The sequence below is a fragment of the Citrobacter amalonaticus Y19 genome (assembly GCF_000981805.1).
Classification (GTDB): Bacteria; Pseudomonadota; Gammaproteobacteria; order Enterobacterales; family Enterobacteriaceae; genus Citrobacter_A; species Citrobacter_A amalonaticus_C.
Map to the genome: position 1 here is coordinate 4,191,803 of NZ_CP011132.1, position 14,655 is coordinate 4,206,457.

The 14,655-nt window shown below is 53.3% G+C and carries 12 protein-coding genes; 6 read left to right on the plus strand and 6 right to left on the minus strand.

Annotated features, from left to right (window positions below):
* Positions 1-5 precede the first annotated feature (5 nt).
* Both glyQ and F384_RS19320 read right to left on the minus strand, forming a co-directional pair.
* Entirely contained in the window at positions 6-917 is a 912-nt protein-coding gene (glyQ, locus tag F384_RS19315) for a glycine--tRNA ligase subunit alpha (protein WP_042323214.1), read from the minus strand.
* A gap of 96 nt (positions 918-1,013) precedes the next feature.
* Positions 1,014-1,319, minus strand: a complete 306-nt coding sequence (locus tag F384_RS19320; RefSeq protein ID WP_046491972.1) for a YsaB family lipoprotein — start codon at positions 1,317-1,319, stop codon at positions 1,014-1,016.
* Between the two features lie 177 nt (positions 1,320-1,496).
* On the opposite strand from F384_RS19320, the gene F384_RS19325 reads away from it, so the two are divergent.
* Positions 1,497-2,492: an acyltransferase gene (locus F384_RS19325; RefSeq protein ID WP_046498416.1), complete on the plus strand. Its 996-nt coding sequence runs from the start codon at positions 1,497-1,499 to the stop codon at positions 2,490-2,492.
* A gap of 91 nt (positions 2,493-2,583) precedes the next feature.
* On the opposite strand, the gene yiaB is transcribed toward F384_RS19325, so the two are convergent.
* The 3 genes from yiaB to xylA all read right to left on the minus strand — a co-directional run bounded on the left by yiaB (position 2,584) and on the right by xylA (position 5,976).
* On the minus strand, positions 2,584-2,931 hold the full coding sequence (gene yiaB / locus F384_RS19330) for an inner membrane protein YiaB (RefSeq protein ID WP_046491974.1): 348 nt from the start codon (positions 2,929-2,931) through the stop codon (positions 2,584-2,586).
* 166 nt (positions 2,932-3,097) lie between these two features.
* Positions 3,098-4,552: a xylulokinase gene (gene xylB, locus F384_RS19335; protein ID WP_046491976.1), complete on the minus strand. Its 1,455-nt coding sequence runs from the start codon at positions 4,550-4,552 to the stop codon at positions 3,098-3,100.
* A gap of 101 nt (positions 4,553-4,653) precedes the next feature.
* Positions 4,654-5,976 carry a xylose isomerase gene (gene xylA / locus F384_RS19340; RefSeq protein ID WP_046491979.1) on the minus strand — a complete coding sequence of 441 codons (1,323 nt, stop codon included), beginning with the start codon at positions 5,974-5,976 and terminating at the stop codon, positions 4,654-4,656.
* Positions 5,977-6,339: 363 nt separating this feature from the next.
* On the opposite strand from xylA, the gene xylF reads away from it, so the two are divergent.
* From xylF to xylR, 4 genes are all read left to right on the plus strand, one after another.
* A complete protein-coding gene (gene xylF / locus F384_RS19345; RefSeq protein ID WP_046491981.1) occupies positions 6,340-7,332 on the plus strand; it encodes a D-xylose ABC transporter substrate-binding protein in 993 nt (330 codons plus the stop codon).
* Positions 7,333-7,410: 78 nt separating this feature from the next.
* Positions 7,411-8,952, plus strand: coding sequence for a xylose ABC transporter ATP-binding protein (locus tag F384_RS19350; protein WP_046491983.1), 1,542 nt, complete (start codon positions 7,411-7,413; stop codon positions 8,950-8,952).
* The gene (gene xylH / locus F384_RS19355; RefSeq protein ID WP_046491985.1) at positions 8,930-10,111 is read left to right on the plus strand and encodes a xylose ABC transporter permease XylH; all 1,182 of its coding nucleotides are present in this window, start codon (positions 8,930-8,932) and stop codon (positions 10,109-10,111) included. The genes F384_RS19350 and xylH overlap by 23 nt, the downstream gene beginning before the upstream one ends.
* Before the next feature lie 83 nt (positions 10,112-10,194).
* Positions 10,195-11,373 (plus strand): D-xylose utilization transcriptional activator XylR, encoded by a 1,179-nt coding sequence (gene xylR, locus F384_RS19360; protein ID WP_046491987.1) that lies wholly within the window; start codon positions 10,195-10,197, stop codon positions 11,371-11,373.
* Positions 11,374-11,422: 49 nt separating this feature from the next.
* Here the strand turns inward: xylR and F384_RS19365 are convergent, their stop codons facing one another.
* Positions 11,423-12,247 carry a protein bax gene (locus F384_RS19365; protein WP_046491988.1) on the minus strand — a complete coding sequence of 275 codons (825 nt, stop codon included), beginning with the start codon at positions 12,245-12,247 and terminating at the stop codon, positions 11,423-11,425.
* 316 nt (positions 12,248-12,563) lie between these two features.
* Between F384_RS19365 and malS the strand changes: the two genes are divergently transcribed.
* The gene (gene malS, locus F384_RS19370) at positions 12,564-14,594 is read left to right on the plus strand and encodes an alpha-amylase (RefSeq protein WP_046491990.1); all 2,031 of its coding nucleotides are present in this window, start codon (positions 12,564-12,566) and stop codon (positions 14,592-14,594) included.
* Positions 14,595-14,655 lie beyond the last annotated feature (61 nt).

Genomic DNA, 14,655 nt, shown 5'->3' on the forward strand with positions numbered 1-14,655 from the left:
GCCTCTTATTTGTCTTTATTGCACATCGGGAAGCCGAGGGCTTCACGGGAAGCATAGTAAGCTTCTGCCACTGCTTTGGTCAGGGTACGGATACGCAGAATGTAGCGCTGACGTTCCGTGACGGAGATGGCTTTACGCGCATCCAGCAGGTTGAAGCTGTGGGCGGCCTTCAGAATACGCTCGTAGGCAGGCAGCGGCAGCGGGGTTTCCAGCGCCAGCAGTTGCTGCGCTTCTTTCTCATACTGCTCAAAGCAGGTGAACAGGAAGTCCACATCCGCGTATTCGAAGTTATAGGTGGATTGCTCCACTTCGTTCTGATGGAACACATCGCCGTAAGTGGTTTTACCCAACGGGCCGTCGCTCCAGACCAGGTCGTAAACGCTGTCTACGCCCTGAATGTACATCGCCAGACGTTCCAGACCATAGGTGATTTCACCGGTGATCGGCTTACATTCCAGTCCGCCAACCTGCTGGAAGTAAGTGAACTGCGTCACTTCCATCCCGTTCAGCCACACTTCCCAACCCAGACCCCAGGCACCCAGCGTCGGGTTTTCCCAGTTATCTTCCACGAACCGAATGTCGTGAATGGTGGGATCCATACCCAGCTCTTTCAGCGACCCGAGATACAGCTCCTGGATGTTGTCCGGAGAGGGCTTAATCACCACCTGGAACTGATAGTAGTGCTGTAAACGGTTCGGGTTTTCGCCGTAGCGTCCATCAGTGGGACGACGAGAAGGTTGCACATACGCGGTTGCCATCGGTTCTGGCCCCAGCGCGCGCAGGCTGGTCATCGGGTGCGAGGTACCTGCGCCCACTTCCATGTCCAAAGGTTGAACAATGGTGCAGCCCTGACGGGCCCAGTAATCCTGTAATGTCAGGATCAGGCCCTGGAAGGTCTTGGTATCAAACTTTTGCATAGTATTTCGTGCTGGATACGTGTGGTTTTAAAAGGAAGGGATCAGTATACCCGCTGACTGCAAGATATACAGTACGAAACGGGAAAAAGGCAGGGCTCAACGCATGGAAAGATGTAAAAACTGCCCATCCGCGTCAAAAGAGCAGACAAAACTCTCTTTACGGAAGGTAGCGCCGCGCATCTCATAACTCCCCTGAAATTGTTCAAAACCTGTGACATCAATTTTCTGTGCGCCGGTGTTATAGCGTCGGGCGGCCTGATCTTTGCACAACGCTTCCATATCCAGCGTGCGCGTGGGGCTGACTTTCACTTTCTGCGCCTTTTGCATCGGCGGTTGTTGGGAGGTGGTGCATCCTGCCAGCAGAAGCATCACCATTGCCGGAAAGAAAGATTTCATCATCATTTTATTACCGTCTAATTTACTGATCAGTCTTATTATTATTACGTTCGATGTGACAGACGCATTTTGCGAATCTCATCGGACCATCACAAGCTTTAGTGTAAAAACTCAGATTAATCCAGCGAGACAGGCTGCCGAAATGTGAGTCAGACCATTTTTGAAACGAAAACAGAGGAACTGATGCAGCCCAAAATTTTCTGGATTGATAACCTGCGAGGGATCGCCTGTCTGATGGTGGTTATGATCCACACCACAACCTGGTACATCACAAATGCACAGAGTGTCAGTCCCGTTAGCTGGGATCTTGCCAACATACTGAATTCGGCATCACGCGTCAGCGTACCGCTGTTTTTTATGATTTCGGGTTATCTCTTTTTTGGCGAGCGCAGCGCGCAATCGCGCCATTTTTTACGCATCGCGCTGTGCCTGTTGTTCTACAGCGCCGTCGCCCTGCTCTACATCACGCTGTTTACCTCGATTAACGCCGGACTCTCCTTAAAAAACCTGCTGCAAAAACCGGTGTTCTATCACCTGTGGTTTTTCTTCGCGATCGCCGTGATCTACCTGGTCTCACCGCTGATTCAGGTAAAAAACGTCAGTGGCAAAATGCTGTTGGTACTGATGGTGGTCATTGGCATCCTCGCTAACCCAAATACCGTGCCGCAAAAAGTGGGCGGGTTCGAATGGCTCCCCATTAATTTGTATATCAACGGCGATACCTTTTACTACATTCTGTACGGAATGCTGGGGCGCGCTATCGGCATGATGGAGACACAAAAAAACGCGCTTTCCTGGCTATGCGCGGGACTCTTCGTGGTTGCGGTGTGGGTCATATCGCGTGGGACGCTGCATGAATTGCAGTGGCGCGGTAACTTTGCCGATACCTGGTATCTCTATTGCGGACCGATGGTTTTTATCTGCGCCGTCGCACTGCTGACGTTGGTCAAAAACACGCTGAACAGACGAACCGTCCCTGGACTGGGATTGATCTCCCGCCATTCGCTCGGCATTTATGGTTTTCATGCGCTCATTATTCATGCGTTGCGCACTGGCGGACTGGAAATCAAACGCTGGCCGCCGCTGGATATGCTGTGGATCTTTAGCGCCACCCTCGCGGGCAGTTTACTGCTTTCAATGCTGTTACAACGACTCGATACGCGCAGACTGGTCAGTTGACGTTGAAATGCCCGGTCTTTTGAACCGGGCATTGGGGGGAAATCAGGTTGAGCGGCGAAACAGAGAGCAGGCCGCAGCAGCGTGCTGTTATTTAATGACCAGAGACCCGAACCACGCGTGCGAGTCCCAGTAAACCCACGAACAGCGCCACGAGATAGATTGCCCGCTCACTCAGCGAAAGCGGCGCATTGATAACCCCAACCAGAAATAAGCCAAGCGTAATCAGCGCCACCATTTGACACGTGGAGACAAAGCGGTGGTCGAGCTGCTCACGTTTTGCTTCACGCAGATAAACGTACGTAACAAACATTGCGGTCACCAGGACACTGAGAAAGTAGCCCTTTCCGCTCAGAGACGGACATGCCATCCATAAGCCGATAACGTAAGTCGATGTGCCAGAAATGAGCAACAACCATGAAATTAACGTTGAGCTTTTCACTGAATCCCCTTAGCCAATAGGGGATCAGATTAGGGATAACCCCGTAAAGACAGCAACGAAAAATAGCATTGTCAGGAGAATTCAGAATTCATTCATGCTGTTAATCTATGAGTTTGTTTTTTTATCGATTGGGTAAATCCCTCCTGTGACCAGGAGGGATTCAGGCTCAGGACATGAGCGGAAGTAATTGCTGATAAAGACGACGGAAGGTTTCGCGACGCTGTTGATAAACGTGATGGCGTTGCGCATCGGGCCTGTGCGTCTGCTCAAGCGAGAGTTGTGGCAGCAGTTCCACTAGCGGTATCTCCGGGTTCATCGCAATTTGCGCCAGACGAGCAGCTCCCAGCGCCGGCCCCACATCGCCGCCGGTACGATAATCCAGTTGCAGACCGCTGATATCCGCCAGCATCTGCCGCCAGTATGCGCTGCGTGCTCCTCCTCCTATCAGCGTGATGCTACGCGGCTTAACGCCACAGGCGTGTACCACGTCCATTCCGTCAGCCAGCGCATATCCCACGCCTTCCAGCACTGCCCGCGCCAGTTCAGCCGGTCCATGCTGATGGGTCAGACCAAAGAAAACGCCTTTCGCCTGAGGATTGTTATGCGGCGTACGCTCACCTGAAAGGTAGGGCAGAAACCAGACAGGGTCTGCGGCATCATCAGCCTGCTGCGCCGCATTAATCAGCGCTGGCACCGTCTCCAGACCGGTTAACGTCGCCGCCCAGTCCAGACAGGAGGCCGCACTTAACATCACCGACATCAGATGCCAGCGCTCAGGCAACGCATGGCAAAAGCTGTGCACCGCGCTTTCAGGCTTGCTCAGGAAACCGTCGCTGACGGCAAAATAGACGCCAGACGTTCCCAGTGACAGCATGGCCTGATCGGCATTGATCATCCCTACCCCCACCGCACCGGCGGCATTGTCGCCACCGCCCGCAACGACAGAAACCGCGGGCATATCCCATGCCAGCGCGACATCAGGCAGCAACCTGCCGGTAATCTCATTCCCTTCGAATAGCGCGGGCATATGGTCACGGGTCAGGCCACAGGCATTCAGCATCACGTCACTCCAGTCACGTTTTTCCACATCCAGCCACATCGTTCCCGCAGCATCAGACATGTCGCTGGCAAACTCGCCCGTCATGCGTAAACGCAGATAGTCTTTCGGCAGCAGCACTTTCGCCACCTGGCGGAAAACCGCCGGTTCGTGACGCTGTACCCACAGCAGCTTCGGTGCCGTGAATCCGGGCATCATCAGGTTACCGGTGATGGCCCGCGACTGCGGCACCTTTGACTCCAACAACGCGCACTCCTCGCCGCAGCGTCCGTCATTCCACAGAATGGCCGGTCGCAGTACCTGCTGCTGGCTGTCGAGCAGCGTCGCGCCGTGCATCTGCCCGGCAATCCCCAGCGCTTTCACTTTGCTTAATGAATGCTGTTTGCCTAATGCTTTCAGCGCGCGGTCCGTCGCCAGCCACCACTGTTCGGGATCTTGTTCCGACCAGAGCGGATGAGGACGGGAGACGGTGAGTTTTTCCGTTTGCGATGCGACCACCTCGCCTTGCTCATTGAGCAAAATCGCTTTCACGCCCGAGGTGCCAAGATCGATCCCGATATACATAACGTGGGTTCCTTAAACTGAAAATGCCCGGTGGCACAACGCTCACCGGGCCAGTAAAAAACGACCGGCCGGGAAAACGCAGCGCCACCCGGCAACGTCGATTACTTATCGAACAGGTAATGATTCACCAGGTTTTCCAGTTGCTCCTGATGGCCACTCTGATGCACCGGTGCCAGGTTGTGCTGTTCAGCATAATGTGCCAGTTCGCTTAGCGACATCTGACCTTTCAGGATCTGCTGGCCCAGTTCGCTATTCCAGCCGGCATAACGCTTCGCGACGCGCTTATCCAGTTCGCCACCCTCAATCATGCGTGCCGCGATTTTCAGCGACAGCGCCATCGTGTCCATCGCACCGATATGGCCATAGAACAGATCGTACTTATCCGTGCTCTGACGGCGTACTTTGGCGTCAAAATTCAGACCGCCGGTAGTGAAACCGCCCGCTTTGAGGATTTCGTACATCACCAGCGCGTTCTCTTCTACGCTGTTCGGGAACTGGTCGGTATCCCAGCCCAGCTGTGCGTCACCCCGGTTGGCATCCACAGAGCCAAACAGACCCAGCGCAATTGCCGTCGCGATTTCGTGGTGGAATGAATGACCCGCCAGCGTCGCGTGGTTAGCCTCGATATTCAGTTTGATCTCTTTTTCCAGACCGAACTGCTTGAGGAAGCCGTAAACGGTCGACGCATCGTAGTCATACTGATGCTTGGTCGGTTCCTGCGGCTTCGGCTCGATCAACAGCGTGCCCTGGAATCCCGTTTTGTGTTTGTGCTCAACCACCATCTGCATGAAGCGGCCAATTTGCTCGCGCTCCTGACGCAGGTCGGTATTGAGCAAGGTTTCGTATCCTTCGCGACCGCCCCACAGCACGTAGTTTTCACCCCCCAGCTTGTGCGTGGCATCCATCGCCGTCACCACCTGAGTGGCCGCCCAACTGAAGACTTCCGGATCCGGATTCGTGGCCGCCCCGGCGCCATAACGTGGGTTGGTGAAGCAGTTTGCCGTGCCCCATAGCAGCTTCACGCCGCTCTGTTCTTGCTTCTCAGCGAACACATCCACCATTTGGGCGAAGTTATTTTTGTACTCTTTCAGCGACGCGCCTTCCGGCGAAACATCCACATCGTGGAAACAGTAGAACGGAACGTGCAGCTTGTGGAAAAACTCAAACGCGACATCGGCTTTACGCTTCGCTAACGCCAGCGCATCGCCCGGTTGCTGCCACGGACGATCAAACGCCCCGACACCAAACATGTCAGCCCCGTTCCAGCAGAAGGTATGCCAGTAGCAGGCTGCAAAACGCAGATGATCTTCCATCCGTTTACCCAGAACGATCTCATCAGGATTGTAATGACGGAATGCTAACGGATTAGTGGAACGGGGGCCTTCATAACGAACGCGATCGAGTTGGTCAAAATATGCCTGCATAATGAACTCCATAATCAGGGAATACGGCGGTGATAGGTTATGCAGTAATATTGGGCACTCCATTCCCGTTGCTCAATTATGTTATTTCACACTGCTATTGAGAGAATTCACAAGTGTGCGCCACCTCGCAAAATAAAAATATCCATTTGCAAAAAATGGCTACTCTGCTGGCATAAGTGCAACATTCAGTCTCCACGGTAAAAAGTAAGATCCTGGTCATAATTCAGGAAATAAACCAAATTTCGTAACTGCAAGATAAAAATCTGTAATTGTCTTCCCCGTATGAATTGCTAAATTCTGCAACGTCTAATGCTGTGATTGTTACTTTTATTGTTGCTCCCTCTAACAAAAGGCATCACGATTATGAAGATGAAGAATCTCTTACTCACCGTCTGCACCTCTCTTTTGCTTACCAGCGTGGCAGGACATGCCAAAGAAATAAAAATCGGTATGGCGATTGATGACCTGCGTCTCGAGCGCTGGCAGAAAGATCGCGATATTTTCGTCAGCAAGGCCGAATCGCTTGGCGCAAAAGTTTTTGTGCAATCCGCGAATGGGAATGAAGAGACCCAGATGTCGCAGATTGAAAATATGATTAACCGAGGGGTGGATGTCCTCGTTATTATTCCTTATAACGGACAAGTATTAAGTAACGTGGTTAAAGAGGCGAAACAGGAAGGAATTAAAGTTTTAGCTTACGACCGCATGATCAACGACGCTGACATTGATTTCTATATTTCATTTGATAACGAAAAAGTTGGCGAATTACAGGCTAAGGCATTAGTTGAGCACGTCCCTCAGGGAAATTATTTTTTGATGGGTGGCTCGCCAGTCGATAATAATGCCAAACTCTTCCGCGCCGGGCAGATGAAAGTCTTAAAACCGTATATTGATTCCGGAAAAATAAAGGTAGTTGGCGATCAGTGGGTTGACGGCTGGCTGCCGGAAAATGCGCTGAAAATTATGGAAAACGCCTTAACCGCGAACAATAACAACATTGATGCCGTGGTCGCCTCCAATGACGCGACGGCAGGCGGGGCGGTTCAGGCGCTCACTGCGCAGGGGCTCTCAGGAAAAGTCGCGATTTCAGGTCAGGACGCCGACCTTGCGGGTATCAAGCGCATTATCGCGGGAACACAAACCATGACCGTCTATAAGCCGATTACGCTGCTGGCCAATACCGCTGCCGAAATCGCCGTTGAACTGGGTAACGGACAGCAACCTAAAGCCGACGCCACGTTAAATAACGGTCTGAAAGAGGTTCCTTCCCGCTTATTGACGCCGATTGACGTTAACAAAAACAACATTAATGAGACCGTGATTAAAGACGGGTTCCATAAGCAGAGCGAACTGTAAGCGCAGCGCCCCGGCAACCGCTGAGGGCGCGCATTTCCCACCACGCCGGGATCTCTCATTGGCTAATGCGGAGTCGCTATGTCCTGTCTACTTGAAATGAAGAACATCACCAAAACCTTCGGTGTCGTCAAGGCGATTGATAACGTCAGCCTCAGACTGAATGCCGGTGAAATTATTTCATTATGCGGCGAGAATGGCTCAGGTAAATCGACGCTGATGAAGGTGCTGTGCGGTATTTATCCCCATGGTAGTTATGAAGGTGAAATTACATTTGCCGGAGAAACGCTACAGGCCACCCATATTCGTGATACCGAACGCAAAGGGATTGCCATCATCCATCAGGAGCTGGCGCTGGTTAAACACTTAACCGTGCTGGAGAATATTTTTCTCGGCAGCGAAATAAGTCGTCATGGCGTCCTTGATTACGATCTGATGACCCTGCGCTGCCAAAAACTGCTCAATCAGGTCAACCTGTCTATTTCACCCGATACCCGGGTGGGCGATCTGGGCCTCGGTCAGCAACAGTTGGTTGAAATAGCAAAGGCGCTAAATAAACAGGTGCGTTTGCTGATTCTGGATGAGCCGACAGCGTCACTCACCGAGCAGGAAACAACGGTGTTGCTGGAGATCATCCGCGATCTGCAACAGCACGACATCGCCTGCATCTACATTTCACACAAACTGAATGAAGTGAAAGCCATTTCCGACACGATCTGCGTGATCCGCGATGGCAAGCATATTGGCACCCGTGACGCGGCTGGCATGAGTGAAGACGATATTATCACCATGATGGTTGGTCGTGAGCTCACTGCACTCTACCCCAGCGAACCTCACCTCACGGGTGAAGAGATTTTACGCGTTGAGCATCTCACCGCCTGGCATCCCGTTAATCGCCATATCCGGCGCGTAAATGACGTTTCCTTCTCGCTTAAGCGCGGTGAAATCCTGGGGATCGCCGGTCTGGTGGGCGCAGGACGCACGGAACTTGTCCAGTGTCTGTTTGGCGTATGGCCCGGGCGCTGGGAAGGTGAAGTCGTGATTGACGGCCAGTCCGTAAACATCCGCAACTGTCAGCAAGCCATCGCCCACGGGATCGCCATGGTGCCGGAAGACCGCAAGCGTGATGGCATTGTGCCGGTCATGGCGGTGGGGAAAAACATTACCCTCGCCGCACTCGATCGGTTTACCGGCAAGGCGAGCCAGCTGGACGATGCTGCCGAACACAAGTGCATCCTCGAATCCCTGCAACGTCTGAAAGTCAAAACCTCCTCGCCTGAGTTGGCGATCGGACGTCTGAGCGGAGGGAACCAGCAAAAAGCCATTCTGGCGCGTTGCCTGTTGCTCAACCCGCAAATTCTCATCCTTGATGAGCCTACCCGGGGTATCGACATCGGCGCAAAATATGAAATCTACAAACTCATTAACCAGCTCGTTCAGCAGGGCATCGCCGTTATCGTCATCTCGTCGGAATTACCCGAAGTGCTGGGGCTCAGCGACCGCATTCTGGTGATGCACGAAGGAAAACTGAAAGCCAACCTGGTCAATCATAACCTGACGCAAGAGCAGGTGATGGAAGCCGCTTTGAGGAGCGAACAACATGTCGAAAAACAATCCGTCTGAAGTCAAACTCTCCGCCCCACTGACGGGCGTTTTTCCCGGGGTTAAATCGCTGAATCTCCAGGTGTTCGTGATGATCGCGGCCATCATTGTGATCATGCTGTTCTTTACCTGGACAACGGACGGCGCGTATCTCAGCGCGCGTAACGTCTCCAACCTGCTTCGCCAGACCGCGATTACGGGGATCCTGGCGGTCGGCATGGTGTTCGTCATCATCTCAGCGGAAATCGATCTCTCTGTCGGTTCTATGATGGGACTGCTGGGCGGTGTCGCGGCTATCTGCGACGTCTGGCTGGGCTGGCCGCTGCCTTTCACCATTATCGTGACGCTGGTGCTGGGATTACTGCTCGGCGCCTGGAATGGCTGGTGGGTCGCCTACCGCAAAGTCCCGTCGTTTATTGTGACTCTGGCCGGGATGCTGGCGTTTCGCGGTATCCTGATCGGCATCACCAATGGTACAACCGTATCGCCGACCAGTTCTGCTATGTCGCAAATTGGGCAAAGCTACTTATCCAATGGGTTGGGCTTCACCCTCGGCGCGATCGGGTTGATGGCGTTTATCGGCTGGCAGTGGCGTGGACGCATGCGCCGACAGTCCCTGGGTCTCGGCGCTCCTGCATCAACCAGCGTCGTGGGTCGCCAGGCGTTGACCGCCATCATTGTGTTAGGCGCCATCTGGTTGCTGAATGATTATCGTGGTGTGCCGACGCCCGTTCTGCTGCTGGTGTTTTTGCTGCTCGCCGGGATGTTTATGGCCACGCGAACCGCATTTGGCCGACGTATTTATGCCATCGGGGGCAATCTGGAGGCCGCCCGTCTTTCCGGCATTAATGTCGCACGGACCAAACTGGCGGTATTCGCCATCAACGGTCTGATGGTGGCGATTGCCGGGCTTATCCTCAGTTCGCGTCTCGGTGCCGGGTCGCCATCGGCGGGAAATATCGCCGAGCTGGATGCTATTGCCGCCTGTGTTATTGGCGGAACCAGTCTGGCTGGCGGTGTCGGCAGCGTTGCAGGCGCGGTCATGGGCGCATTTATTATGGCTTCTCTGGATAACGGAATGAGTATGATGGATGTCCCAACCTTCTGGCAGTACATCGTGAAGGGCGCGATTCTGTTGCTGGCAGTATGGATGGATTCAGCGACAAAACGCCGCGCCTGAACTGCAGAAAAATAGGGCTATTTTCATGCCGGTCGCCACTGTCCGGCATTGTCGTTTATGAAAGATTGAGCAGAGACAGAAACATGTTTGATAAACGTCACCGTATTACCCTGTTATTTAATGCCAACAAAGCCTACGACCGTCAGGTGGTGGAAGGGGTCGGTGAATATCTGCAAGCCTCGCAATCCGAATGGGACATCTTCATTGAGGAGGACTTCCGCGCCCGCATTGATAACATCAAAGAGTGGTTAGGTGACGGCGTTATTGCTGACTATGACGACGATGAGATCGCGCGATTGTTAGTTGATGTCCATGTACCGATCATCGGCGTGGGAGGCTCCTATCATCTGGCGGAAAATTATCCCCCCGTCCATTACATTGCCACCGATAACCATGCCCTCGTTGAAAGCGCCTTTCTGCATCTGAAAGAAAAAGGCGTCAACCGTTTTGCCTTTTACGGCTTGCCCGCCTCCAGCGGAAAGCGTTGGGCTGCGGAACGCGAGCATGCCTTTCGCCAGTTGGTGGCGGAGGAGAAATATCGTGGCGTGGTGTATCAGGGGCTGGAAACAGCGCCTGAACTCTGGCAACACGCGCAGAACCGCCTGGCGGACTGGCTGCAAACCCTGCCGCCGCAGACGGGCATTATTGCGGTCACCGACGCCCGCGCCCGTCATGTGCTTCAGGTCTGCGAACACCTGCATATTCCAGTACCCGAAAAACTGTGCGTCATTGGCATTGATAATGAAGAACTGACCCGTTATCTGTCTCGGGTTGCGCTGTCATCGGTGGCTCAGGGCGCGAGGCAAATGGGTTATCAGGCGGCAAAGTTGCTGCATCGCCTGCTGGCAAATGAAGAACTGCCGCTTCAGCGCATTCTGGTCCCTCCGATACGCGTCGTTGAACGCCGCTCGACAGACTACCGTTCCCTCTCCGATCCCGCCGTCATTCAGGCGATGCACTATATCCGTAACCACGCCTGCAAAGGCATCAAAGTGGATCAGGTTCTGGATGCGGTCGGAATTTCACGTTCCAATCTGGAGAAGCGGTTTAAAGAAGAAGTGGGAGAGACGATTCACGCGGTGATCCACGCAGAAAAGCTGGAGAAAGCGCGCAGCCTGTTGATTTCCACGACGCTTTCGATCAACGAAATCTCGCAGATGTGCGGCTATCCTTCGCTGCAATATTTCTATTCCGTCTTTAAGAAAGAGTACGACACAACGCCGAAAGAGTATCGCGATCTGAACAGTGAAGTATTGGTGTGAGGCGGTAAGTCGAAACAAAAACGCCTTCTGCGAAGAAGGCGTTCGGGGATTACATATGGGCTGCGATTAATCGCTGGTTATCCTGGTACATCGCGAACAGATAGTTGTTGTAACTCTGTCCCTTCGTTGAATAACCCTTCAGCTTATGAATCATTGCCGTCGCCGTCACTTCCTGATCCGCTTTGCGCAGTTGCGCGCGCGATTTACGGAAAGAGGCGTAAGCCGGATGCGTATTCAGGTTGATCACATAGGCGGTGACCGACTCTTTGACGGAATCGAACTGAGAGTAACCTTTCACTTTACCTGGCGCATTGTTACAACTCCCTTTCGCACACTTCATGCCGAACAGGTTGTTATTGCTACGCGCAAGCTTAGAGGTACCCCAACCGCTTTCTGCCGCAGCCATCGTCGCCACCATGCTGGTCGGGATAATGTCTACGCGTTCCAGCAACGTATTCCACGGAATGCTCCGCGTGTTGCCAGACCATTTCACCTTGTAGCGCTTCGCGATATCTTTCATACGCGCACGCTCGGTCGGTGACCAACGGTTCTGATACTGCTTTGAAATCAGCCAGTTACGATCGGCCGTGATCGCAGCATTTTGACTGGTAATATAAGGCATCACGGTCCGGAGAAACGCTTTTTTCCTTGGTGTTCCGGAAGGGTATTTTCGCAAATCAGGAAGTGAACTGCTCTTTGCACTATTGCGAGAATACTCTTGTTTACTGCTTACCTGTTTATTACTTGTCTTGGTTACGTGGGACTTCTGACTCGATGTTGTTGTGTGCGTCTTTGCCAGCACCTCACCCGAAAATACGATGGTGAGTAACATAAGAATCATTGCCCCATATCGTCGCATGGGAGTCAATATCATTAGGTCTCCTGGTCGGATTGAATCATTCCAACACCTTTTATTTTTCACAATTTTGAGAGTTGAATCTCAAATCATATCAAAAATAGCGATCAAGAGCACGCTAATGAATAGGCCAATTCCGAAACCATGTCACGCACAAACTATCCCGCAAGGGACTAATTCGAAAGATTTGTGGTGGTTATCGCAAATTAAGGTTATTTTTTGCCCAAAATCACTCATCCGTACCCCTCATCCTGGCTGAATGCGGTTGAAGGATGAGTTTCGTCAGCGGGTTCTCAGGCAAACTGGTTAAAATCGCCGCAAAAAGGACCGCACAATGAAACTTGCCGCCATTGCTCTCGCGCTGCTGCCAGGTATCGCGAGCGCCGCAACATGGACGTCTCAGGGCTTCCCCTCCTTCACCGCCGAGGGAACCGGTAAGTTTGCTAGCCACGCTGAGTTAACGAAGGGTACTCGCTCATTAACGCTAAATTTTGACCAACAGTGCTGGCAGCCGGCTAACGCGATAAAACTCAATCAGATGCTTTCGCTTACCCCATGCGAAGGCACCCCGCCACAGTGGCGTTTGTTCAAAGACGGCAATTACACGCTGGAAATCGATACCCGCTCTGGCACGCCAACATTGATGATTACGGTGCCGCGCGAGGCCGAACCAACAGCAAATGTGGTGCGCCAGTGTCCGACGTGGGATGGTTCGCCACTGACGTTAGAGGTCGCGCAGACCTTCCCGGAAGGCAGCGTGGTGCGCGATTTTTACAGCGGACAGACCGCCACGGTTAAAAACGGACGGATAACCCTGCAACCCGCTCCCGCCAGTAACGGTCTGTTACTGCTGGAACGGGCAGAGACCGACGCCCCAGCACCGTTCGACTGGCACAATGCCACGGTCTATTTTGTGCTGACCGACCGCTTCGAAAACGGCGATCCCTCTAATGACCAGAGTTACGGTCGCCATAAAGACGGCATGGAGGAAATCGGTACGTTTCACGGCGGTGATTTGCGCGGTCTGACCCGCAAACTGGATTATCTGCAACAACTGGGCGTGAATGCGTTGTGGATAAGCGCGCCGTTCGAACAAATCCACGGCTGGGTGGGCGGCGGCACAAAAGGCGATTTTCCACACTATGCCTATCACGGTTATTACACTCAGGACTGGACCACCCTGGATGCCAACATGGGCAACGAGGCCGATCTGCGCGCGTTGATTGACGGCGCACATCAGCGCGGGATCCGCATCCTTTTTGATGTGGTGATGAACCATACCGGCTACGCGACGCTTGCAGATATGCAGGAATATCAGTTCGGCGCGCTGTACCTTTCTGGTGATGAGTTGAAAAAAACGCTCGGCGATCGCTGGACAGACTGGAAACCCGCTGCCGGACAAAGCTGGCACAGCTTCAATGATTACATCAACTTTAGCGATAAGGCCGCCTGGGAAAAATGGTGGGGGAAAGCGTGGATCCGCACTGACATTGGCGATTATGACAACCCTGGCTTTGACGATCTCACGATGTCGCTGGCTTTTCTGCCGGATCTGAAGACCGAATCGACGATCCCCTCCGGATTGCCGGTGTTTTATCAACATAAAGCCGATACGCGCGCGAAGGCCATTGAGGGCTACACGCCCCGGGATTACCTGACCCACTGGCTGAGCCAATGGGTGCGCGATTACGGTGTCGATGGATTTCGTGTCGACACGGCGAAACACGTCGAACTTCCGGCCTGGCAACAGTTAAAAACGCAGGCCAGCGCGGCGCTGGTGGAATGGAAAAAAGCCAACCCGGACAAAGCGCTCGATGATAAGCCGTTCTGGATGACCGGCGAGGCCTGGGGCCACGGCGTGATGCAGAGCGATTACTATCGCCACGGTTTTGACGCAATGATCAACTTTGACTATCAGGAGCAGGCCGCAAAAACCGTCGATTGCCTGTCTGGTATGGATCTCACCTGGCAACAAATGGCGGAAAAATTACAGGGTTTTAATGTGCTGAGTTACCTCTCTTCGCACGATACTCGCCTGTTCCGCGAAGGTGGTGATAAAGCGGCTGAGTTGCTGCTGTTAGCCCCCGGCGCCGTTCAAATATTCTATGGCGATGAATCCTCGCGGCCTTTCGGCCCTACCGGTTCCGATCCGCTACAGGGCACGCGTTCAGATATGAACTGGCAGGATGTCAGCGGTAAAGTAGCCGGCAATGTCGCCCACTGGCAGCGCCTCGGTCAGTTCAGAGCCAGACATCCGGCTATCGGCGCGGGCCGACAAACCACGCTCTCGCTCAAACAAGGGTACGGCTTTGTGCGCCAGCACGGCGACGACACCGTGATGGTCGTCTGGGCGGGTCAGCGTTAACGTGAACCGGCGTCTGAGGGCTGAAGTCCTTCAGACGCCGCAAAATAAAATACCACTTTTA